Source organism: Paraburkholderia phenazinium, assembly GCF_900100735.1.
GTDB classification, from domain to species: domain Bacteria; phylum Pseudomonadota; class Gammaproteobacteria; order Burkholderiales; family Burkholderiaceae; genus Paraburkholderia; species Paraburkholderia phenazinia.
This window is the reverse complement of sequence record NZ_FNCJ01000012.1, coordinates 157,366-180,174: the sequence shown is the minus strand read 5'-3', so window position 1 is coordinate 180,174 and position 22,809 is coordinate 157,366. Positions and strand designations below refer to the sequence as shown.

Sequence of the window (22,809 nt, the reverse complement as noted above, 5' to 3'; positions counted from 1 at the left end):
GATCAGTCGTTGAGAGACAACGTGACGATGCGTTGCGCCGGAGCGCAGACATGCATGCAGAGGGAAGGAATTGACGACGAGGCGGCATGCCCCGTCCATGCTTCGATAAAACAGCAGCGCGCGGCACATGGCGCGCGATGCCGTTCGTTGCAGCGTTTAGACCCGCGGATACTGAATCGTCTCGACGCCGGTGTCGGTGCCGAGCAAGCACAGATTCGCTCCGCGTCCTGCGAACAGACCCACGGTCACGACACCCGGCCACGCATTGATCTGCGCTTCGAGTGCGCACGGGTCGGCGATCTTCAGACCTTTGACGTCGATGATCTCGTTGCCGTTGTCGGTGATGAACGGCGCGCCGTCCTTCGTCACACGCACGACCGGCACGCCACCCAATGCGATCACGCGGCGGCCGATCGCGGTGCGCGCCATCGGCACCACTTCGACCGGCAGCGGAAACTGGCCGAGCACGTCGACGCGCTTGGTCGCATCGGCGATGCAGACGAATACATCCGACACCGACGCCACGATCTTCTCGCGCGTCAGCGCACCGCCGCCGCCCTTGATCATCGCGCCGCTGTGGTCGATTTCGTCGGCGCCGTCGACATACACCGGCAGCGACTCGATTTCGTTCAGGTCGAGCACCTTGAAGCCATGCGATTGCAGGCGCGCAGTGGTGGCGAGCGAGCTGGAGACGGCGCCGCGATAGCGGTGCTTCGTGGCGGCCAGCGCATCGATAAAGCAGTTGGCGGTCGAGCCGGTGCCGACGCCGATCACAGCGCCTTGCGGCACGTTGGCGTTCACATAGTCGGCGGCGGCCTGGCCGACCAGTTGCTTGAGTTCGTCTTGAGTCATGGCAGTTGCTAGGGAGAGGCGGAAAAAACGCCAGTTTACCGGACTAGCCTGCGCCGCCCGGATTTATCCGGCAAGCGGGCGGAGAAACCCCGGGCCGCGCAGCAGAATCAGGCCTTGACCTTCACCGAACGCTGGCGCACCGCTTCGTAGAGGCAAACCCCGCTCGCCACGGACACGTTCAGACTCTCGACGCTGCCCGCCATCGGAATCTTCATCACGATATCGCAGGTGTCGCGCGTGAGACGGCGCATGCCTTCGCCTTCCGCGCCCATCACGATGGCGACCGGACCCTCGAGCTTCGTTTCGTAGACGCTTGCGGTGGCCTCGTCAGCGGTTCCGACCACCCACACGCCAGCATCCTTCAACTCACGCAAAGCACGCGCCAGATTCGTCACCGTGATGTACGGCACCGTGTCGGCTGCGCCGCTCGCCACTTTCGCGGCGGTGGCGTTCAGGCCGACCGCGCGATCGCGCGGCGCAATCACGGCATGTGCGCCGGCTGCATCCGCGACCCGCAGACACGCGCCGAGGTTGTGCGGATCGGTCACGCCGTCGAGCACCAGAATCAGCGGCGAGCCGTTGATGCCGTCCAGCAGTTCCGCGAGATTCTGCGCGAGCGGCAGGTCCGCTGCGCGCGCCACCACGCCCTGATGGCGCTCGGTGTGCGCGAGGCCCCACAGACGCGTTTCGTCCGCGGCGATCAGACGCGCGCCCGCTTCCTTGGCCACATGCAGGAACTCCGTCATGCGGCGATCTTTACGCGTCGCATCGTAGTAGACCTCTTCGACCGTCGATGCATCGTGACGCAGACGAGCGGTCACTGCGTGGAAACCGTATAGAACCTTGAGACGTGACATGACTGAACAACCTTTGATTGAGCGCTCCGCAACCCGGATGCGCTACTGGGATAAAGACAAACCAGAATGCAGACCGCGCTCAACCGGCACATGAACCTGTACCGGTTGAGCGCGGTGAACCCGCTGCAGCGAGCCTGCTATAGACGACTGGCGTGCGAGCTCAGCGCTTCTTGCGCGCCTGTGGCTTCGAAGAAGACGCCGACTTGGCCGAGGCGCCGTGCTTCTTGGCTGCGCCGCGTGCCGCCCGCGCCTCCTTGACGGCGAGCGTCGGAGCAGGCGCCGCCTTCTTGCGACGCGACCCTGCGCCCCCTTCTGCCGGCGCCAGCGAGCGCACCCGCGCACCGCCCGTCTCAGCAACAGCCCTATCGGCGAGCGGCAAACGCGTGCCCGACGACTTGATCGGCGTATCGCGCACCAGACGGAAGTCGATCTTGCGTGCGTCCAGATCGACGCGGCTCACCTGCACACGCACCCGGTCCGAAAGACGGTAACGAATGCCCGTGCGTTCGCCGCGCAGTTCGTTCTTGATCTCGTCGTACTGGAAGTAATCGGAGCCGAGTTCGGTGACGTGCACGAGGCCTTCAATGAAGAGCGCATCGAGCTGCACGAAGATACCGAACGAGGTCACGCCGCTCACCATGCCGCCGTACTCTTCGCCGAGCTTGTCGCGCATGAAGTAGCACTTGAGCCAGGCTTCGACGTCGCGCGAAGCTTCGTCGGCACGGCGCTCGTTGGCCGAGCAATGCAGGCCGAGCTCTTCCCAGATCGCCACGTTGTTCGAACGCGTGCGGCCGCGCTTTTCGTCGTCGGCCTGCTGCATGGCGCGGGCGCGCGGCGACAACGCCGTGTTGAGGTCGACGCCATGCGGCGCTTCCGGCGTGTACTTGCGGCCCTGCAGGATCGCGTAGATCGCGCGGTGCGTGAGCAGGTCGGGATAGCGGCGAATCGGGCTCGTAAAGTGCGCGTATGCCTCATACGCAAGACCGAAGTGGCCGATGTTGTCCGGGCTATAGACAGCCTGTTGCATCGAGCGCAGCAACATGGTCTGCAGCATCTGCGCGTCGGGCCGGTCGCGAATGTGCGCCATCAGGGCGGCGTAGTCGCTCGCGTGCGGCGAGTCGCCACCGCCCAGCGTGAGGCCCATGCCGCGCAGGAAGGTGCGCAGGTTTTCGAGCTTCTCGGCAGTCGGCCCAGCATGCACGCGGTACAGGCCCGGGTGCTTGTTGCGCTTCATGAAGTCGGCCGCGCAGACGTTGGCCGCCAGCATGCACTCTTCGATCAGCTTGTGAGCGTCGTTGCGGGTGCGCGGAATGATCTGCTCGATCTTGCCCTGTGCATTGCAGACGATATAGGTCTCGGTGGTGTCGAAGTCGATCGCGCCACGCTTTTGGCGAGCTGCGAACAGGGACTTGTAGACGCCATACAGATTCTGCAGTTGCGGCAGCAAGGACGCGCGGCGGGTCGCTTCCGGACCCTTGGTGTTCTTCAGCACCGCGGCGACTTCGGTATAGGTCAGACGCGCCGACGAGTGCATCACCCCTGGATAGAACTGATACGCCTTGATCTCGCCGCGTGCGGTGATCACCATGTCGCACACCAGCACGCAACGGTCGACGTGCGGATTCAGCGAGCACAAACCGTTCGAGAGCTTCTCCGGCAGCATCGGAATCACGCGGCGCGGGAAATAGACCGAGGTGCTGCGTTCGATCGCATCCACGTCGAGGCCGCTCTTCGGATGCACGTAGTGCGAGACGTCGGCGATCGCCACGATCAGGCGGAAGCCCTCGCCCTTGCCGACCGCGATCGGCTCGCAGTACACGGCATCGTCGAAGTCGCGGGCATCTTCGCCGTCGATGGTGACGAGCGGCACGTCGCGCAGATCGACGCGATGGCGGATGTCGGTGGGACGCACTTCGTCCGGCAGCTTGGCGGCGTCGTCGAGCGCGGCCTGGCTGAACTCGTGCGGCACGCCGTACTTGCGCACGGCGATTTCGATTTCCATGCCGGGGTCGTCGATATCGCCCAGCACTTCCACCACGCGGCCAAGCGGCTGCGAATGACGGCTCGGGAAATCGGTCAGCTCGACCACCACCACCTGGCCGACCTTGGCCTTCTTGGTGTTCTGGGTAATCAGAATGTCGTGGCCGATGCGCTTGTCTTCAGGGGCGACGATCAGCGCGCCGTTCTCGTTGAGCAGGCGGCCGATCACGCGCTTGTTGGCGCGGTCCGTGACTTCGACGATATGCCCTTCCGGCCGGCCGCGCCGGTCGTAGCCGACGATCCGCGCGAGCACGCGGTCGTTGTGCATGACCTTCTGCATCTCGCCGGTGGGCAGGAACAGATCGTCCTGGCCGTCGTCGCGCACGAGAAAGCCGTAGCCATCGCGATGGCCCTGAACCCGGCCGCCGACGAAATTGGAAGGATGCGTGAGCTGGTACAGATTACGCTGATCGAGCCGGATCTGGCCGTCGCGCTCCATGGCCGCAAGACGCTTGAAAAAACCTTCGCGCTCCTGGCGCTTGATCGACAGTGCTTCGGCGATGTCGTTCGCAGCAAGCGGTGCTTCACTCGTGCGGAGCACGCCGAGGATTTCTTCACGGCTCGGAATCGGGTACGGATATTTGCTCAAGGGCTTGTCGATGATTTTTTCTCGTTGCATGGACGTCGGTCGGCGGTTATGACGCGGCTCTGTTGCACCTGCGATTGACTGCTCGGGTCTGGCTCGTTCAAGGCTGAGTCCGACGGGCTTGTGCACCGTGCCAACGAACTACTGCGAGGCATTCTAACACCCGTATTGGACGCCAAGCGGCGCGTCAATACTCGCTGCGGGGCGCAATCCACCCTCGTCCGGCGGGTTTCTCAAAATGCTTGACAGGCCCGAATCTGTCGCTATAATAGCGGTCTCTGTTCTACAGACACCTGCCCAGGTGGCGAAATTGGTAGACGCACTAGGTTCAGGTCCTAGCGGTGGCAACACTGTGGAGGTTCGAGTCCTCTCTTGGGCACCAGATTCAAAAGCAAGCCGCTTCCGAGCGGCTTTGCTTTTTGTGTGAGACCCTGCTGTTCGTTTGAACTTGTTTCGAATGAATGTTGGGGTACCGGCAGCACGGGTGGTCAGTACCGAACTCGATTCGATGCATGAAGATCCGAACGGATGAATGAAGCGAATGTTGAAGTCCCCATTGACACGCTGAATCTTCCCGTTAAAATAGTGGTCTAGCTTGAAGACGTGCCCAGGTGGCGGAATTGGTAGACGCACTAGGTTCAGGTCCTAGCGGTGGCAACATCGTGGAGGTTCGAGTCCTCTCCTGGGCACCACCCCTCTTCAAGTGAAACGAAACACCCCGTTAAACGATGAGTTTGCGGGGTTTTTTGTTTTTGTCTCCTCAAATCGTAGCGTCGGCGAATACTTGGTCTGAGCTTTCCCAACAAATTCGCATTCCTCGATATTGTCTTCGCCGGATACGCCCTCACCCCGGCCGCTTCGCGGGCGCTACTGCCCTGCGCCGGATCGCGCCATCGCTGCCGCCGCCGGCTTAGCCGCACCCACGCTCGCAGCCGGAACCGTCCGCGCCGCCCATACGGTCGCCAGCAGCTTGAAGGTCGACACCGAGCCCGCCACCGCCAGCAGGATGGGGATCAGAAAGTCGTGACTCACACGCGTGAACTCGAGAATCAGCACCACGGCAGTGAGCGGCATCTGCATCGACGCGGCCAGAAACGCCGCGGCGCCGACAATCGCGAACGCGCCCGAGGACGTGCCCGGCCAGATCATGTTCCATATGCCGCCGAGCACGATTGCCAGCAGCGCGCCGTTCGCGAGCCCGGGTGTCAGCAGGCCGCCTTCGGCGCCCGCACGCAAACTACCCGCCGTAATCGCGACCTTGAGCACCAGCAGCACCGCCGCCAGTCCGATCGTCAGCTCGCTATTGAACGAGAGCCCTGCCGGCCCCTTGCCGTTGCCGAGCAACTGCGGAAACTGGATCGCCAGCACACCGATGATGGCAAAGTTCAGCAGCGCCAGAACCGGCAGCCGCCAGTCCTTCGGCGCCTGCGCGCGGGCGCGCGTCGTCAACTGCGTGAAGCCCCATGCCGCCAGCCCGAAAATCGGCCCGCACAGCGCCGACCACACGACGAGCGGCGTGCTCAACAGCAGTGGCGAAACCGAGTACTGATGCTCGTTGCCCAGACCGATCCACGCCACCACGGCGGCAATCGCAGAGGTCGCGACAGCCGGCACCAGCGCTGCCCAGCCGAAGGTTCCAAGCAGCACTTCGAGCACGAACACCGCGCCGCCAAGCGGCACGTTATAGACCGCGGCGAGACCCGCACCGGCGCCGCATGCCACCATGATCCTGCTCTCGGCGAGCGTCAGCCCGGCGCGATGCGAGAGCCAGCCGGCCCAGACCGAGCCGATCTCGCGCGGCGCCACCTCGCGGCCGAGCGGTGAACCCAGCGCCACGGTCACGATCTGCAGCAACGCATGCACGACGGTGCTGAGCACCGGCATGCGCGGGTCGTCCGACTTGACTGCTTTCTTGATGCTGACAAGCGGACGTCCATAGCGATACAGCGCCCACCAGCCGAGGCCGGCGACCAGCCCACAAATCACCAGCACCAGCACGCGCCGCTGCGCTCCCGCACCGCTCACGCCTTCGAGAAAGCTCTCGCTGCTGATGACATGGTCGACGCTATAGCCAAATGCAATGTGCTGGATCCAGTGAAGCAGCAACGCTAGCAGCATGCCGCCGAGCCCCGCGCCGATACCCGTCAGAAGCGTGACGGCGACGAACACGACGAGCGGGCTGCGCGCCGGTTCCGGGCGAACGGCCGGCTCTTGCGAGGCGGGTCTGGCGAACGGCTTGAGCGGCATGATGAATAACGAGGTAGAGACGTCAATAGCGGGATCACGCCATCCTATTGCGCACATAAACATGAGGCAAATTGATTTTTCTACTCGACTGATGCGGTCTCTGCATATATCCACATTCTGGTGCGGCTCACCGCCCCATTTTTACGGCGTTGCCCAACGCACATAGTGGACGGTGCAGTGCTGCTAGATTCCCTCGTATCCCATGCGTCCCCGCACGATCGGTACGGCGCAGCTCCGGACTCTGGCGATTCGACCATTCGCCAGCCGCCATTCGGCAGACCACACTGCAGGTCGGAATAGAGAGCGTAAATTCAACATGAAACCGAAACATTACAGCTATGCCTTACTGTTTCTGGCATTGATGAGCTATCTCTGGATGACCTGTTCATTCATGCCGTTTCCGGCAGATTTCGAAGACAGCTACATCATGCACCGCTACGCCCAGAACGGCGTCGACGGCTTTATGTTCGAGTGGAACCCGCATTCCGCTCCTGTGCAAGGCACCACCGGAATCGCCTGGGTCACGCTGGTCACGATGCTGGCTCGTCTGACGAAATTCAACGTCATTTCTGTCAATTCTTACGCGGGTTTGATCTTTGCAATCCTGACCTTGCTGGCGGTCTACGCGGCGACGCTGCGCAACTTCAACCCGAACCGCTGGGTCGCAATCTGCGCGCTGATCCCGATCATTTCGAGCCCGTTCTTTACCCGCAGCTCGGCTAATGGACTTGAAACCTCCATTACCCTGTTTTTTGTCGCGCTTTCCATCTATCTGCTGCGCTTTTGCAGGAATTCTTTTAAGGATGCGCTCTGGCTAGGGGTATTTTCCGGATTCACGCTTCTGATCAGGCCCGACCTGCCTTTATTTCCCGTTTCGCTATTCGTGATCGGCCTCGCGCTCAACGCCGGGAACCCGGTCCAGCGCATCAGGAATTGCCTTGCCCTGCTATTGGCGGCATTCGCCTGCGCTCTGGTTTCGTTGTTGCTGGCCAAGTTCGCCACCGGTACCGCGCTTCCGCTTTCGGCGAGCCTTAAATTCGCGCTGAGCGATCTGGTCCTGGGACGTTTGCCCAAATCGCAATACAACTACATCCTCGGTCCGCAACTGAGCTTCCTGAGCTACGTGCTGCCATTGGTCCTGCTCGCGCTGGTTCCCTTGATCGCGCTCGATCTTAAAGAGTCGAAGAAATACATTCCGATTTATGGTGCGTGCGGCGTCTATTTCGCCTATCTGTTTTCCGTACTGCCCATCATGGATGTGGCCTATCGCTTTCAGTTGCCTTTGCTAATCGGCTTATCGTTTTCGCTTGTCCATTTCTTCGAGCTCATGGTGAAATCCGGCGTCTCCGGAAAACGGGCCTGCGTGCTGATTTTTTCCATCGGTCTGCTGCTCGCGGTGGGCAACACCGCGCTTCTGTTTTCGGGCAAGAAGGAAGCGCAAATGCTAAGAGCGGACCACAACGATTTCGCGGATATCGGCAGGCAACTGGGCACGATCCCGGGCATCAGCATCGCCTCGCCGGAGGCCGGCAAACTGGCCGCCTACTCAGGGCAGAAATTCTTCGACACGGTGGGGCTCAACAACCTGTTCGTGGCGAACAACAGGAACAAGCCGAACTATCCGGTCCTGCTGGAACACTACCTGCAGACCGACTTCGGCATGCCTGATGTGTACATCCGCAAACCCGACACCGCGGACGCCGCTTATACGTTCCTCGAGATCCTGCCCGACTTCAAGCAGGTCTATCTGTGCAATAGCGCCAGCAATGCTGAGCGGATCGGCAAGGTGGTGTGTGTGAATCGCTCTGGAAGCGAAGTAAAGTCCATCGTTGCGAACCTCGCAAGCTCGGGTGTCGAGATCGCGTTGCCTTGACACCGTAAGGCCTGACCAGCCGGTAAAAGACCGTCCCCAAAACCGTCTCCCGTCCCGGCATAAAAATTACATCAAGCAAACAATAAAATAACAATCCATCTCTAATATTACAAAATGCCGACATTTAATCCGGATGTCGTGCCCGATTACCGCCAGCTCTTAGGGACATGTACTAAGATGCGCATTTCAAGCATGCAGACGCTTAACGGACGGCGTACACTCGCCGCAAGCCCGCTCCACGGGGCGTGCGGGTCGTCAGCCGGCCCGCCGTAAGGCACGGGTTGTTCGGAGACTTGGAGAAAAAACACATGAGCTGGACTCGGGAACAGAGAAACGTCACCATCGCCGCCTATCTCGGGTGGACACTCGACGCATTCGATTTCTTTCTAATGGTGTTCGTATTGAAAGATATCGCGGCCGAATTCAATACAAAGATTCCTGCTGTCGCATTCGGCATTACCTTGACGCTGGCCATGCGCCCCATCGGGGCGCTGATTTTTGGGCGGCTCGCCGATAAATTCGGCCGTCGGCCGACCCTGATGGTCAACATCGCCTGCTATTCGCTGCTTGAATTGCTGTCCGGCTTCTCACCCAACCTCGCCACCCTGCTCGTGCTGCGCGCGCTGTTCGGCATCGCGATGGGCGGCGAATGGGGCGTCGGCTCCGCCCTGACGATGGAAACCGTGCCCACGCGCGCGCGCGGCTTCGTCTCCGGGCTGTTGCAAGCCGGCTATCCGAGCGGCTATCTGCTTGCCTCGGTGGTGTTCGGCGTGCTGTACCAGTACGTCGGCTGGCGCGGCATGTTCTTCATCGGCGTGATTCCCGCCCTGCTCGTGCTGTATGTGCGTGCGAACGTGCCGGAATCCCCAGCATGGAAGGCGATGGAGAAAAAGGTGCGGCCGGGACTGCTGGTCACGCTCAAGCGGAACTGGACGCTCTCGATCTACGCCATCGTCCTGATGACCGCGTTCAACTTCTTCTCGCACGGCACTCAGGATCTGTATCCGACCTTCCTGCGCGAGCAGCATCACTTCGACCCGCATACCGTCGCGCTGATCACGATTACGCTGAACATCGGCGCGATTGTCGGTGGTCTGTTCTTCGGGTCGATGTCCGAGAAGATCGGCCGCAAGCGTGCGATCTGCATCGCCGCGCTGATTGCGCTGCCGGTGCTGCCGCTGTGGGCGTTCTCGAGTAGCGCAGTCTTGCTCGCGCTCGGCGCGTTCCTGATGCAGATCTCGGTACAAGGCGCATGGGGTGTGATCCCGGTCCACCTGAACGAAATCTCGCCGGACGAAATTCGTGCGACCTTCCCGGGTCTGGTGTATCAGCTCGGCAATCTGCTCGCGGCGGTCAATGCGACCATGCAGGCGTCGTTCGCCGTCGCCAACGGCAACAACTATGCGCTGGCGATGGCCGTGGTCGCAGGCACGGTGGCTGTTGTGATTGCGGTACTGATTTTGTTTAGCCGTGAACGCCGCGGCATAGATATGACACAATCTGCCAAAGAGGTCGCCGCGGTTTAGCCGCAGCGGCACTGAAACGAACGCAGCACACGCAACACACTTATAGGCGGCCCCAGGCCGCCACGCCAGGCAGTAACGCGAGGCCGTTCCGATTTCGATCGGAACGGCCTTTTTTATTCGGCGCCCGAAACAATTGACGCACCGCAGCGGTGCCTTTTTAGAGGAGTCCGTCCACACACAGCCCTTGCCCGAAGCTCCAGATCCTTCTTATCCTGAAAAAAACGCGCGTTTCAAATGCGCATTTGAATCGCTTGTTTGCGGCCGGGCGACCGGCATTGGGAGACGCAACATGGCAGTTCGTACGACAGGCCGGCATACCGGCGACACGAAGTCCCGTATCCTCGACGCCGCAGAAACGCTATTCATCGAATGCGGCTATGAGGCCATGTCGCTGCGTCAGATCACCTCGCGCGCCGAGGTCAATCTCGCAGCGGTCAACTATCACTTCGGCAGCAAGGAAGCTTTGATTCACGCGATGCTCGCGCGCCGCCTCGACCACCTCAACCAGGAGCGGGTCAAGCTGCTCGAGCGCTTCGACACCATGCTTGGCGCACGTCTGACATGCGAACACGTATTGGGTGCGATGTTCATTCCGGCGTTACGCCTGTCGCGCGATCCGAAGGTTGGCGGCAAAGCGTTCCTGCGCCTGCTGGGGCGTGCCTACACCGATCCGTCGGCGTTCATTCGCGACTTTCTGAACGGGCACTACGCCTCGGTGGCGGAACGTTTCTTCGCGGCGTTCCAGCGCGCGCTGCCGCATCTGCCGCGCGACGAACTCGGCTGGCGCCTGCACTTTGCCATCGGCGCGCTCTCCGGCGTGCTGGCCGGCACGGACACCGACAGCCTGATCACGGAGTTCTCGCAGGGCAAGTCGATGAACGACCTGCAACTGATCGCACGGCTTGCGTCGCTGATGGTGGCCGCCCTCAAGGCGCCGCTGCCCGATGTGAACCAGTTGGCCGCTTTCGCGGGGGTGCTGGGCGACGCTGCCGACGGCACTTCGGAGACCCACGACCTACCGTGCGGCAGCCTGTCGGCCAAGCCGGCGGATGCCGGGCCGGACCAGCCGCGGCACGAGCCCGAGGCGCACTTCAGTGGCCCGAATAGCGGCCTCAACGGGGACGTTAGTGGCGGCCGGAAGGGTGATCTGAGTGGCAGCCTGAGTGGCGACATAAGTGGCGACCTAAGCGGCGACCTGAGCGGTCCATTACGGCACGTCGCCCACGGCGCGGTCTGAGCCGGGCGCGCCTGGGGCGGTTTAGAGGCCGCCGCCCGGGCGCCGCGGTGTAGCTGGCACCGCACGTGCTGTCAAACATATCAATGCGAACCTTCCGCATCCTGCGGATGCGTCCGCACGCACTTTCGAAACAGGAGGAGACGTCATGTCGTGGTTCTTCTTAGTGCTGGTCGCCGCCGCTGCGGCGCTCGTGTACGTGCAGGCCCGCGCCTCGTGGTGGCTCGCCTTCCTGATTCTCTGGACTGCGGTTGCGCATCTGAGCGGCGCCGCGGGGCCGCTCGCCACCGCCGTGCTCACGCTGGTGTTCGTGCTGCCGGCGCTCGTGCTTACCGTCAAGCCGCTGCGGCGCGCCTGGTTCGCCAAGCCCGTGCTCGATGTGTTTCGCAAGATCCTGCCGGAGATGTCGCCTACCGAGCGCGACGCGATCGAAGCAGGCACGGTCTGGTGGGATGCTTCGTTGTTCTCGGGACGCCCGCACTGGGACACCCTGCTCGGCCACGGCCCCGCCACGCTGACGGCCGAAGAACAAGCGTTCCTCGACGTCGAATGCAAGGAACTGTGCGACCTCGCCAACGACTGGGAAACCACGGCCGTCTGGCAGGACCTCTCGCCGCAGACCTGGCGATACATCAAGGAACGCGGCTTCCTCGGCATGATCATTCCGAAGCAGTACGGCGGTAAGCAGTTCTCCGCGTATGCGCATTCGCAGGTCATCATGAAGCTGGCGACGCGCTGTTCGGCGGCCGCGGTATCGGTGATGGTGCCGAACTCGCTCGGCCCCGCCGAACTGCTGATGCATTACGGCACTGAAGAACAGAAGAACTACTATCTGCCGCGTCTCGCGCGCGGCGTCGAGATTCCCTGTTTCGCGTTGACGAGCCCCTATGCGGGTTCGGACGCGGCGGCGATTCCCGATCTCGGCATCGTCTGCAACGGTACGTTCGAAGGGCGCGAGACGCTCGGCTTTCGCGTAACCTGGGACAAGCGCTATATCACGCTCGGGCCGATTGCGACCGTGCTCGGCCTCGCCTTTCGCGCGCTCGATCCCGATCATCTGCTCGGCGAGACCGACGAGCCCGGCATTACCTGTGCGCTGATTCCGACCAGCCATCCAGGGGTCAACATCGGCCGCCGCCACTGGCCGCTCAATGCGGTGTTTCAGAACGGCCCGAACTCAGGCAAAGACGTGTTCGTCCCGCTCGACTGGGTGATCGGCGGGCGCGCGCAAGTCGGCAACGGCTGGCGCATGCTGATGGAATGCCTCGCCGCCGGCCGGGCGATCTCGCTGCCGTCGTCGAATGTCGGCATGGCGAAGATCGCAGTGCGCGGCACCGGCGCGTATGCCGCCGTGCGGCGTCAGTTCCGGACCGCGGTCGGCAAGTTCGAAGGCGTGCAGGAAGCGCTCGGCCGCATGGGCGGCAACCTGTATGTGATGGATGCGGCGCGGCGCCTGTCCGCGCACGCGGTCGACCTCGGCGAAAAACCTTCTGTGATCTCGGCAATCGCGAAGTATCACATCACCGAGCGCGCCCGCAAGGTCATCAACGACGGCATGGATGTGGCCGCCGGCAAGGGCATCTGCATGGGGCCATCGAACTTTCTCGCCCGTGCCTATCAGCAAGTGCCGATTGCCATTACCGTGGAAGGCGCGAACATTCTGACGCGCTGCCTGATCATCTTCGGCCAGGGGGCGATTCGTTGCCATCCGTATGTACTGAAGGAAATGGCCGCGACACGTGAAGCCGACCACCACCAGGCGCTGCATGATTTCGATGAAGCATTCTTCGGGCATGTCAGCTTCACGTTGTCGAATGTGGTGCGCAGTTTTGTCTACGGCGTCACGGCTGGCGCCTTCATCAGGAAGCCGCAACGCGCCTATGCGCCGCTCATTCCTTACTATCGCGCAGCCACCCGCATTTCCACCGTGTTCGCCCTGCTCGCCGACGTCTCGATGTTCGTGCTCGGTGGCGACCTGAAGCGGCGCGAGCGGATCTCCGGGCGGCTCGGCGATGTGCTGTCGCAGCTTTACCTGATCTCGGCGACGCTCAAGCGCTTCGAAGACGAAGGCCGTCAGGAAAGCGATCTGCCGCTCGTGCGCTGGGGTGTCGAGGATGCGCTGCATCAGGCGCAGGAGGCCATCGACGGCGTCCTCGCCAACTATCCGAACCGGCTTGCCGCAAACCTGGTGCGGGTGCTCGCATTCCCGTTCGGCCTGCCGCATCGCGCCCCTGCCGACAGCCTCGGCGCCGCGATCGCCGAGCTGATGCAAACACCGGGGGCGGCGCGCGAGCGGCTGGTGTCCGACTCGTATGTGCCGCATCCGGATGTCGACCCGCTCGGCTACGGCGAGCTGCTGTTCGCGCTCAATCCGCGCATCAACGCCATCGACCAGAAGCTGCGCGAAGCGGTCAAACAGGGGTTGCTCACGCCGATGCCGCAAAGCCTCGCGCACCTCGCCGAGTGGACCGCGCAGGCCCAACAACAAGGTCTGATCGACGCGGACGAGCGCCAGGTGCTCGACGACTATGCGCGCTACGGCGCCGAGGTGGTAAAGGTGGACGACTTCGCAGCGGATTTCGGCATGCTCGAAGACTTGCAGCAGCGCAAGGAGGCGCTCGAAAAAGCGATCCAGCTTGCAGCCTGAGCATCGCGCCGTGCAAACTGACGCCATCCCGACTGGCCAGCGGAGCAAGAACAGATGAACGACAGCTACCTGAACTTCGTGAACTCGCCATTCGGCGCGCGCCTCGCGCGTTCGATCGGCTTACCGAAGCCCGAGGTATTGCGCCGCTATCGCGCGGACCAGCCGGAGTTCGACGGGCTCGCCGCCATCGGCGCCGGACCCGAGCCGCATCTGCTCGAGGCCCTCGCCGGCGTGATCGCGCGCACTGGCTTTACCAGCGTCGCGCATCAAAGCGCCGGGCTATGGGTGCCGCTCGCGACCCGCCATGGCCTGATGACCGGCCGCTTCGAGCCGGCCGAAGCCGGACCGCATGGACGGGTCGCCGCGTTGATCTTCGATGCAAGCGGGATTGGCGACAGCACGCAACTCGACACGCTGTTTGCTTTCTTCCACGACACGCTGCGCTCGCTCGGCAAATGCGGCCGGATCGTCGTGCTGGGGCGGCGGCCCGAAGCTTGCGCCAGTCCGCGGCAATGGACCGCGCAACGCGCGCTCGAAGGCCTCACGCGTTCGCTCGGCAAGGAGGCGCGGCGCGGTATTACGGCGAACCTGATTTACATCGCGCAAGGCGCCGAGCAAGATGCCGAAGCGACGCTGCGGTTTTTTCTGTCGCCGCGCTCGGCGTATGTGTCGGGTCAGGTGGTGCACATCGCCGTGGGTCCAGGTACAGGTGCGGGTGTGGCCATCAGTGAAGCAGTCCATGCTGCCGCAGACAGCGCCGTAACGGCTGCCGCACCTGAAACTACCACCTTCGACTGGGCCCAGCCGCTCGCCGGCAAGCGCGCCGTCGTGACCGGTGCGGCGCGCGGCATCGGCGCGGCGATCGCCAGCGCACTCTCCGCCGAAGGCGCGCATGTGATCGGCATCGATATCCCGTCCGCCGAAGACGCGCTCGACGCCACCATCCGCGCACTCGGCGGCACCCCCCTCGCCTTCGATATCGCCGCCGCCGAAACGCCCGCGCAAATCGCGGCGGCGCTCGACGAGCTGGGTGTCGACATCGTCGTGCATAACGCCGGCATCACCAAAGACAAGACCATCGCCAGAATGACCGAAGCCGCGTGGGATAGCGTAATCGACATCAATCTGTCCGCCCAGGAGCGGCTCGACGATGCGCTGCTCGCGGCAGGCACGCTGCGCGACGGCGGCCGCATCGTCTGCGTGTCGTCGATCAGCGGCATTGCCGGCAACCTGGGCCAGACCAACTACGCGACCTCGAAAGCAGGCGTCATTGGCCGCGTGCATAGCATGGCGGCGCCTCTCGCCGAACGGCGTATTACGATCAATGCCGTTGCACCGGGGTTCATCGAAACCCAGATGACCGCGAAGATCCCGCTGGCGATCCGCGAGGCCGGCCGCCGGATGAATTCGATGAGCCAGGGCGGCCAGCCGGTGGACGTCGCGCAGACCATCGCATGGCTCGCCCACCCTGGTTCCGCGGGGGTCACGGGCCAGGTGGTGCGGGTCTGCGGTCAAAGCCTGATCGGAGCATGAGCATGAGCGAGCCCTCCGGTATCGGCCATGCCTACGGCATGGCGCGCCCAAAAACGGTGGTGCTCGAGCAGTTGCCGGCGCCGGCCAAGCTGTACGCGCGCGCCTTGTCCGGCGTGATGAAACGTGGCCGTCCCGCGCAGTTGCCCGCGTTGCGGCTGGTGCGCCCCGCGGCGATGCTCGACCCAGCGGCGATCGAACGCTATGCACGCGTCTGCGGCTTTATCCCCGAGCACGGTGTGCCGCTAACCTTTCCGCATCTGCTCGCCTTCCCGCTGCATCTAGTGATGCTCACCGATGCGGCCTTCCCATGGCCCGCGCTCGGTCTCGTGCATCTGGCCAATCACGTGCGCCTGCGGCGGTCGCTCGCCTACAACGAAATCCTGCGCGTCGAAGTCGAGTTCGGCGCCTTGCTGCGGCACGACAAGGGCCAGGCCTTCGTGCTGCACACGCGTCTCTATCGTCGCGGCGAAGCAGTCTGGGACGGCGACAGCGTCTATCTGAAACGCGGCGTAGCGCCCGTAGGCGATCCACTGGCCGCGCTCGAGATCCACCGCGATGCGCTGCAGCGCATGGCGCGCTGGCAGCTCCCCGCGCAACTCGGGCGCGACTACGCTCATGCTTCGGGCGACTACAACCCGATTCACCTGACGATGCTCTCGGCCAAGGCGTTCGGCTTTCCGCGCGCGATCGCGCACGGCATGTGGACGCTCGCGCGCAGCGCGGCGGCCCTGCAACCGCCCAAGCCGCTTGCCGAAGCGCTCGTCAGCGCCGAGTTCAAGCTGCCGATGCTGCTGCCCGGCGACGCCTCGCTGTGGACCACCATGCCGGCGACGGCCGCCGCCGCAGTAGCGCCGACGACCACGCGCGACCTGGAAGTGCGCGACGCAGCCGGCGAAAAACCGCATTTGCGCGGCCGCTTTCAATGGACCACGCTGTGATCGAGCGCCCCGTCATCAGCGATCGTTCGCCACCCTAAACGAGTGACGGGTAGCGAAGTCACTACCGGTCAACCCATCTCACCCATAAAGGAGTCGCGCATGTCCCACCCGCTTCCCGCTGTGCGGCGCGTCGCCATCGTCGGCGGCAACCGGATTCCGTTTGCGCGTTCGAACACGGCCTACGCGAGCGCCTCGAATCAGGACATGCTGACCTTCACGCTGCAGGGGTTGATCGACCGCTTCAACCTGCACGGCGAGCGCCTCGGCGAAGTGGCGGCCGGCGCCGTCATCAAGCATTCACGCGACTTCAACCTGACGCGCGAGTCGCTGCTCTCGACCACGCTCGCCAGGGAGACGCCCGCCTACGACGTGCAGCAGGCCTGCGGCACCGGTCTCGAAGCCGCCATTCTGGTCGCCAACAAGATCGCGCTCGGCCAGATCGAGGCCGGCATCGCCGGCGGGGTCGATAGCACCTCGGACGCGCCGATCGGCGTCAACGAGCGGATGCGCAAGATCCTGCTCGAAGCGAATCGCGGCAAGACCACCGGCCAGCGGGTCGGCGCGCTGACCAAGCTGCGGCCCGGCATGTTCTTCAAGCCGCTCTTACCGCGCAACGGCGAGCCGCGCACAGGCCTCTCGATGGGCGAACACTGCGAACTGATGGCCAAGCGCTGGGCGATTTCGCGCGAGGCCCAGGACGTGCTGGCCTACGACAGTCATCGCAAGCTCGCCGACGCTTACACCCATGGCTTCCTCAATGACCTGATGACCCCATACAAGGGGCTCGCCCGCGACAACAACCTGCGCGCGGATCTGACACTGGAAAAGCTCGCGGGCCTGAAGCCGGCGTTCGACCGCGACGCCGGCACGCTGACCGCCGGCAACTCGACGCCGCTCACCGACGGCGCATCGGCCGTACTGCTCGCGAGCGACGCCTGGGCGGCCGCGCACGGCCTGCCGGTGCTCGCTTACCTGAGCTGGTCGGAGACCGCGGCGGTCGACTATTTCGACAAAAAGGAAGGCCTGCTGATGGCGCCCGCCTACGCCGTGCCGCGCATGCTGGCGCGCGCCGGATTGCGCCTGCGGGACTTCGACCTCTACGAAATCCATGAGGCGTTTGCCGCCCAGGTGCTGTGTACGCTCAGCGCATGGCAGGACGACGAGTATTGCCGCACACAACTGGGTTTATCCGGACCGCTCGGCGCCATCGATCGTGCGAAACTGAACGTCAACGGAGGATCGCTTGCCACCGGCCATCCGTTTGCCGCAACCGGCGGGAGGATTGTCGCGGGCCTCGCGAAAATGCTCGCACAACTCGACAAACCGGCCGGCACGGCGCGCGGCCTGATTTCGATCTGCGCCGCGGGCGGCCAGGGGGTTGTAGCGATACTCGAGCGCTAGCCGTCACTATCATCGTTTTGCTGCCGCACACCGGCACGAAACCGCAACACATAAACAGACACAAACGAAGCGTCGCGCTTCAGGAGACATACCATGAACCAGCCCACCCAGACGCCACCGGCCCCATCCGTGGCGGCCCCGTCCATCGCGGTGCACGCGGCACAGCCCGCACCGAACACCGACGGTATCTGGTACGCGTCCTACCCGGCGGATGTGCCGCATGAGATCGATGTGCACCAGTACGAGTCGATCGTGCAGTTCTTCGACGAGTGCACCACCCAGTTCCGCGAGCGCGTCGCCTATGTAAGCGTCGGCGCCAACCTCACCTATGGCGAACTGGCGCGCAAGGCCACCGCCTTCGCGGCGTGGCTGCAAGGCATCGGCGTGAAGCCTGGCGAGCGTGTCGCCATCATGCTGCCCAACACCTTTCAGTATCCGGTCGCGCTGTTCGGGATCCTGAAGGCCGGCGCCGTGGTGGTCAACGTCAACCCGCTGTATACGGTGCGCGAACTCGCCCACCAGTTGAAGGACAGCGGCGCGCAAACCATCATCGTGTTCGAGAACTTCGCAAAGACCGTCGAGGATGCATTGCCGGGCACGCGCGTGGAGAACGTGGTCGTCACGGGACTCGGCGACCTGCTGGCCGACGGACTGAACCCGAAGGGACGGCTGCTGAACTTCATGCTGCGGCACGTCAAGAAGATGGTGCCGAAATACAACCTGCCGAAAGCGGTGCGACTGCTCGATGCGCTCGCCATCGGCTATACGCGCCCGCTCACGCCGGTACGCCTCACGCATGGCGACATCGCCTTCCTGCAGTACACGGGCGGCACCACCGGCGTCGCCAAGGGGGCGATGCTCACGCATCAGAACATCATCGCCAATCTGCTGCAGGCGAAGGTCTGGTCGCAGGGACAGTTGAGCGGCGACATCGAGACCGTGCTCACGCCGCTGCCGCTCTATCACATCTATTCGCTGACCGTGAATGCGATGATTTTCATGGGACTCGGCGGGCGCAATATCCTGATCGCCAATCCGCGCGACACGAAGCGCGTGATGATGATCATCCGTCACGAGAAATTCACCGGCATTACGGCGGTGAACACGCTCTACAACGCGTTCCTCGAAAACGAGGAGTTCAGGAAGCGCGACTTCTCCAACCTGAAACTCGCAATGGCGGGCGGCATGGTCACGCAAAAGGCCGTCGCCGAACGCTTCAAGGCGGTGACCGGCCGGCCGATCATCGAGGGCTATGGGCTCACCGAATGCTCGCCGATCGTCTCAATGAATCCGGTGGACCTGAAGAACCTGCGCGATTGCGAAGGCTCGATCGGCCTGCCCGCGCCCTCCACCCAGGTGCGCTTCAAGAAGGACGACGGCAGTTGGGCCAACATCGGCGAAGCGGGCGAACTGTGCGTCAAGGGTCCGCAAGTAATGAAGGGCTACTGGAACCGCCCCGACGAAACCGCCAAGGTGTTCGACGAGGACGGCTGGCTCGCGACCGGCGACATCGGCGTAATGGATTCGCGCGGTTTCATGCGCCTGATCGATCGCAAGAAAGACATGATTCTGGTCTCGGGCTTTAACGTCTATCCGAACGAGATCGAAGACGTCATCGCCATGCACCCCGATGTGCGCGAAGTGGCGGCGATTGGCATTCCCGATCCCGCGCAGGGCGAGCGCGTCAAGGTGTTCATCGTCTCGCGCAATCCGGCGCTGACCGCCGAACAGATCATCGAGCATTGCCGCAAAAATCTGACCGGCTACAAGGTGCCGAAGGTCGTGGAGTTCCGTAGCGAACTGCCGCAGACCAATGTCGGCAAGATCTTGCGGCGGGCGCTGCGCGACGAGGAACTCGCCAAGCAAAAACTTGCCTGACAGTAAGCACGCCGCGGGCGGCCTCGGTGCATGACAACACCACGCGCGATTCCGCCGACTCTGGATCTGGAGGACGTTGAATGAAGCAAGTCTGGCAACCCACGCACCCTTGGCCGCGCTCAGCGCGTTCGCCGACACATTCGCAAGCTGGGCGGCATCTCACTCGCGCGACGCGCCTGCAAGCGTGGCTTGCATGCACCGCTCTCGCCAGTGCGTTGGCGGTGACCGCGCCCGTGGCGCTGGCGCAGACCGACACGCCAGGCGCGGCCGCTAGCGCCGGGAATGTCGCGGATAACGGCGCCGCCAACGTCGTGCAGGCGCCGTCCACCCCGCTCGCGCAGGTCGGCAAGCTGACGCTCGACCAGCAGGTCCATTGGCTGCGGCAAGCCCAGCAAAGCGGCACCCTTGAGAAGCTCGACGACGCGCAACTGGTGGCGCTGTTCCAGTCGCTCGATCCGCTCACGCTGCCGCGCTATATCAAGGAGGGGCCGAGCGGCTATCCGTCGTATGAGTTCACCATGCTGCGCTGGGAGCGTCTGAAGGGCGCGTGGCCGGACAAACCGGATCACATGCTGGTACGGATCGCGCACGGCCCGCTGCGCATCTACGCGAAATGGCTGCCGGACGGCGCACACTCGGGTCAGGAAATCATCTACGACGAATCCAGACGAAGCGATGAAATGTACGGCCACCTGGGCGGCCTGCTCGGCGTGATGCCGCTATGGACCTCGACGACAGGGGCACTGGCGCGCGCGCAATCGAACCACCAGGTGCGCGACCTCGGCACCGAGTACATCACCGATCAATTTCTGGCCGAAGGCAAGAAGTACGTCGAGGCAGGCGTGCCCCGCTCGACCCAGATCGCGGTGCAGACCATCGAAGGCGTGCGGGTGGTCACCTTCACCTACGAAACGCCGATCGGCCAGCCGCAGTTCTATGCGAAGAAGGAAACGCTCGGGCTCGATCTGCGTCATCCGTATTTCCGCACGGTCGAGTCCTACGCGAACGACGGCAAGATCTTCGAGCGGATCGTGTTCGAGAGCATCACGGCGAAAAACCTGGACGACACGGCGTTCGATCCCAAGAACCCGGCGTATAAGTTCTAGCCGATGTGGCGGACCGGACCCGGCGCGCCGACCTGCGCGGCGGGTCCGATCAGAAATGCCACCGGCGTGCGCGGTCCTGTATGCCATGCGCGTTCATGCTCGACCATGCGTGCCGAGCGCAACGCAAGTTCGCCGAGCACGAAGTAATCGGAAGCGCGCGTGACGCCGATCACCAGACCCGGCGTCGCAGCAAGCCGCGGCGCCAGCGCCGCATACCAGAGCGCGCCGATATCGTCGCCGGTTTCAAAGACCGGTATCGCACGGCGTGTCGCCCAGCCGGACAGCACGCGGCCTTCCCCAAGACTCGCATCTACCACCGCCAGCGTGTTGCTCGTAGAGGCGGCGCGCGCGAGCCATGGCCAGGCTCCACCGCCTGCCGCCGAAAGCCACGCCCCGGTCATCACGAAACTGCGTCTGTCCATAGCACTAGCCCTTCGCCGCAGCGCCTCAGGTATAACCCCGCCACTGACGCCATGCCGCAGGCCACACGCCCTGCTTTCCCGGCGAGAGAATGCCGGCCGGATCGAGTGCATCCTTGATCGTTTCCGACAACCGCAACAAGGCGCCGTCGTTGAAACTGTACTGCGCGGCAGCAAAGTCCATATAGGCAAGATGCGCGCGATATTCGCCGTAACCGGCCGCCCGCGCATCGCTCATCAACACCCGCAGAAGATCGCCAGCGTGGTCGGCTTGCAAGGGGTCGTCGCGAGCGAAGATCGCCGCAAAAATATGATGCAGATGGCGCGTTCCCGCCGTGAAACCACCGTAGTAATCGAAGCCGTATTCAGCCGCGCGGGCCTTCACCATGGTGTACTGGCGCATCGCATCGCGCCCGGTCGCCGGACACACCGGCGAGAAATCCACGTGAGCACCCGCGCCGCCGAGCCAGTCGAGCATGCGGAACGCGCTCATCCCGGGAATGCCGGCGAGGTTGCGCTCGCCGCCAGCGGACGGTTGCGCGTCGCCGCTATAGCGGCTCGCGAGGAACCTTGCCTGCGGCACCTGCGAGAACGCGCGCTGGACGATCGCATAGCGCGCGTCGATCAACTCGGGTGTGCCGTACAACGCAAAATGCAGATTCCAGCGGCCGATCTGCAACTGCTCGAGCATTGCCGCCACCGAACGCTCGGGCATCGGCCCCGTGCCTGCATACCACTGCGCCCGTGGCGCGATGCCGGCCGCGCGGCGCAGACCGCCTTCGATCACCGCATGATTGCGGATCGTTTCGTCGAGCCTCAGCGGCCGCAGGATCTCGACAATCGTTTCGAGGTCCTGTTCATTCTGAAACTGGAATTCGCCTAGCAGGTAAGCCGGTGGCGCAGGCATCAGCCACACCCCCATCTTCGTGACCACGCCGTAGTTGGACTGCATGAACATCGCATCGAACGACGGGCCGTAACCGGGCTGGTAGGCCTGCCATGCATTGCCGATGTCGATCGCGCCCATCCCGGTGCGCACCACCTCGCCATTGGCAAGCACCACCTCCATGCCGCACTGGGTGGCGGCGTGATCGCCGTAGGACGTGTAGCCGAAGCCGCGCTCCAGCGTGTTGCCGATCACGCTCCCCCAGCCGGCCGCTGGCGGGTCGACCCACAACCGATGACCATGGCTGCGCAGATACGCATACAAATCAAAGTAGGTGACGCCGGGTTCGACGAGGGCGTACGCCAACGTTTCGTTGACCTCGAGAATGCGCTTCATGCGCTGCAGGTCGAGGACCACGGACCCGGAGAGCCGCGGCGCGGCGCCGCCATAGGCGAAGTTGCGGCCGGTCGACACGGTCCACAGGGGGATGCGGTATTGATTGGCGATGCGCAGAATCGCGCGAATCTGCTCGACCGAATCCGGCCGAAGCGCAGCGGACGCGGCGAACGCTGCTGCCTGACCGGGCGCGAACGGATCGCGATACGACGCCAGTTCCGCATCGGAGGACACGACGTGCTGCTCGCCGACAACGGCGCCCCACCCGGCGAGCGCCCGGTCGAACTGCGCTTCTGAAAGATTCGGCGGCAAGATGCGTGTCAAGGCGTCTCCTTCTACGACGGCCGGCTGGCGCGCGCCGCCATCGCGGCGTGCCATTGAATCGCAGCA

15 protein-coding genes and 2 tRNA genes are annotated in these 22,809 nt (G+C 63.6%); 11 read left to right on the top strand and 6 right to left on the bottom strand.

Annotated elements, in window-relative coordinates; genetic code table 11:
• Positions 1–156 precede the first annotated feature (156 nt).
• The 3 genes from rpiA to rnr form a co-directional block, all read right to left on the bottom strand.
• Entirely contained in the window at positions 157–852 is a 696-nt protein-coding gene (rpiA, locus tag BLQ92_RS24835) for a ribose-5-phosphate isomerase RpiA (protein ID WP_090687602.1), read from the bottom strand.
• Between the two features lie 107 nt (positions 853–959).
• Positions 960–1,709 (bottom strand): 23S rRNA (guanosine(2251)-2'-O)-methyltransferase RlmB, encoded by a 750-nt coding sequence (gene rlmB, locus BLQ92_RS24830; protein ID WP_090687597.1) that lies wholly within the window; start codon positions 1,707–1,709, stop codon positions 960–962.
• A gap of 160 nt (positions 1,710–1,869) precedes the next feature.
• A complete protein-coding gene (gene rnr, locus BLQ92_RS24825) occupies positions 1,870–4,368 on the bottom strand; it encodes a ribonuclease R (RefSeq protein WP_090687593.1) in 2,499 nt (832 codons plus the stop codon).
• Between the two features lie 262 nt (positions 4,369–4,630).
• On the opposite strand from rnr, the gene BLQ92_RS24820 reads away from it, so the two are divergent.
• Positions 4,631–4,717, top strand: a tRNA-Leu gene (locus BLQ92_RS24820).
• Positions 4,718–4,940: 223 nt separating this feature from the next.
• Positions 4,941–5,027 (top strand) — tRNA-Leu (locus BLQ92_RS24815).
• Positions 5,028–5,202: 175 nt separating this feature from the next.
• Here the strand turns inward: BLQ92_RS24815 and BLQ92_RS24810 are convergent.
• A complete protein-coding gene (locus BLQ92_RS24810; protein WP_090687590.1) occupies positions 5,203–6,582 on the bottom strand; it encodes a chloride channel protein in 1,380 nt (459 codons plus the stop codon).
• 316 nt (positions 6,583–6,898) lie between these two features.
• On the opposite strand from BLQ92_RS24810, the gene BLQ92_RS24805 reads away from it, so the two are divergent.
• The 9 genes from BLQ92_RS24805 to BLQ92_RS24765 all read left to right on the top strand — a co-directional run bounded on the left by BLQ92_RS24805 (position 6,899) and on the right by BLQ92_RS24765 (position 20,718).
• A complete protein-coding gene (locus tag BLQ92_RS24805; RefSeq protein ID WP_090687587.1) occupies positions 6,899–8,455 on the top strand; it encodes a hypothetical protein in 1,557 nt (518 codons plus the stop codon).
• Between the two features lie 308 nt (positions 8,456–8,763).
• Positions 8,764–9,981 carry an MFS transporter gene (locus BLQ92_RS24800; RefSeq protein WP_090687584.1) on the top strand — a complete coding sequence of 406 codons (1,218 nt, stop codon included), beginning with the start codon at positions 8,764–8,766 and terminating at the stop codon, positions 9,979–9,981.
• Positions 9,982–10,270: 289 nt separating this feature from the next.
• A complete protein-coding gene (locus BLQ92_RS24795; RefSeq protein ID WP_244896671.1) occupies positions 10,271–11,218 on the top strand; it encodes a TetR/AcrR family transcriptional regulator in 948 nt (315 codons plus the stop codon).
• Between the two features lie 145 nt (positions 11,219–11,363).
• Positions 11,364–13,862, top strand: a complete 2,499-nt coding sequence (locus BLQ92_RS24790; RefSeq protein ID WP_090687580.1) for an acyl-CoA dehydrogenase — start codon at positions 11,364–11,366, stop codon at positions 13,860–13,862.
• 54 nt (positions 13,863–13,916) lie between these two features.
• Positions 13,917–15,395 (top strand): 3-oxoacyl-ACP reductase, encoded by a 1,479-nt coding sequence (locus BLQ92_RS24785; protein ID WP_090687576.1) that lies wholly within the window; start codon positions 13,917–13,919, stop codon positions 15,393–15,395.
• A 2-nt stretch (positions 15,396–15,397) separates the two neighbouring features.
• Entirely contained in the window at positions 15,398–16,333 is a 936-nt protein-coding gene (locus tag BLQ92_RS24780) for a MaoC/PaaZ C-terminal domain-containing protein (RefSeq protein ID WP_425194921.1), read from the top strand.
• A gap of 99 nt (positions 16,334–16,432) precedes the next feature.
• Complete coding sequence (locus tag BLQ92_RS24775; protein ID WP_090687569.1) at positions 16,433–17,734, top strand: acetyl-CoA C-acetyltransferase; 1,302 nt, start codon at positions 16,433–16,435, stop codon at positions 17,732–17,734.
• 93 nt (positions 17,735–17,827) lie between these two features.
• Entirely contained in the window at positions 17,828–19,612 is a 1,785-nt protein-coding gene (locus BLQ92_RS24770; protein WP_090687567.1) for an AMP-binding protein, read from the top strand.
• Between the two features lie 80 nt (positions 19,613–19,692).
• On the top strand, positions 19,693–20,718 hold the full coding sequence (locus tag BLQ92_RS24765; RefSeq protein WP_090687564.1) for a DUF1571 domain-containing protein: 1,026 nt from the start codon (positions 19,693–19,695) through the stop codon (positions 20,716–20,718).
• Here the strand turns inward: BLQ92_RS24765 and BLQ92_RS24760 are convergent.
• Together BLQ92_RS24760 and BLQ92_RS24755 are read right to left on the bottom strand one after the other, a co-directional pair.
• On the bottom strand, positions 20,715–21,140 hold the full coding sequence (locus BLQ92_RS24760) for a hypothetical protein (protein ID WP_090687560.1): 426 nt from the start codon (positions 21,138–21,140) through the stop codon (positions 20,715–20,717). The genes BLQ92_RS24765 and BLQ92_RS24760 overlap by 4 nt on opposite strands.
• 25 nt (positions 21,141–21,165) lie before the next feature.
• Positions 21,166–22,743 carry an FAD-binding oxidoreductase gene (locus BLQ92_RS24755; RefSeq protein ID WP_090687845.1) on the bottom strand — a complete coding sequence of 526 codons (1,578 nt, stop codon included), beginning with the start codon at positions 22,741–22,743 and terminating at the stop codon, positions 21,166–21,168.
• Positions 22,744–22,809 lie beyond the last annotated feature (66 nt).

Excerpts from the sequence above, each read along its gene's own strand:
- BLQ92_RS24775 (WP_090687569.1), top strand. The coding sequence starts at position 16,433 with ATGTCCCACCCGCTTCCCGCTGTGCGGCGCGTCGCCATCGTCGGCGGC.
- BLQ92_RS24760 (WP_090687560.1), bottom strand. The coding sequence starts at position 21,140 with ATGGACAGACGCAGTTTCGTGATGACCGGGGCGTGGCTTTCGGCGGCA.
- BLQ92_RS24790 (WP_090687580.1), top strand. The coding sequence starts at position 11,364 with ATGTCGTGGTTCTTCTTAGTGCTGGTCGCCGCCGCTGCGGCGCTCGTG.
- BLQ92_RS24800 (WP_090687584.1), top strand. The coding sequence starts at position 8,764 with ATGAGCTGGACTCGGGAACAGAGAAACGTCACCATCGCCGCCTATCTC.
- BLQ92_RS24810 (WP_090687590.1), bottom strand. The coding sequence starts at position 6,582 with ATGCCGCTCAAGCCGTTCGCCAGACCCGCCTCGCAAGAGCCGGCCGTT.
- rnr (WP_090687593.1), bottom strand. The coding sequence starts at position 4,368 with ATGCAACGAGAAAAAATCATCGACAAGCCCTTGAGCAAATATCCGTAC.
- BLQ92_RS24765 (WP_090687564.1), top strand. The coding sequence starts at position 19,693 with ATGAAGCAAGTCTGGCAACCCACGCACCCTTGGCCGCGCTCAGCGCGT.
- rpiA (WP_090687602.1), bottom strand. The coding sequence starts at position 852 with ATGACTCAAGACGAACTCAAGCAACTGGTCGGCCAGGCCGCCGCCGAC.
- BLQ92_RS24785 (WP_090687576.1), top strand. The coding sequence starts at position 13,917 with ATGAACGACAGCTACCTGAACTTCGTGAACTCGCCATTCGGCGCGCGC.
- BLQ92_RS24780 (WP_425194921.1), top strand. The coding sequence starts at position 15,398 with ATGAGCGAGCCCTCCGGTATCGGCCATGCCTACGGCATGGCGCGCCCA.
- BLQ92_RS24795 (WP_244896671.1), top strand. The coding sequence starts at position 10,271 with ATGGCAGTTCGTACGACAGGCCGGCATACCGGCGACACGAAGTCCCGT.
- rlmB (WP_090687597.1), bottom strand. The coding sequence starts at position 1,709 with ATGTCACGTCTCAAGGTTCTATACGGTTTCCACGCAGTGACCGCTCGT.
- BLQ92_RS24805 (WP_090687587.1), top strand. The coding sequence starts at position 6,899 with ATGAAACCGAAACATTACAGCTATGCCTTACTGTTTCTGGCATTGATG.
- BLQ92_RS24770 (WP_090687567.1), top strand. The coding sequence starts at position 17,828 with ATGAACCAGCCCACCCAGACGCCACCGGCCCCATCCGTGGCGGCCCCG.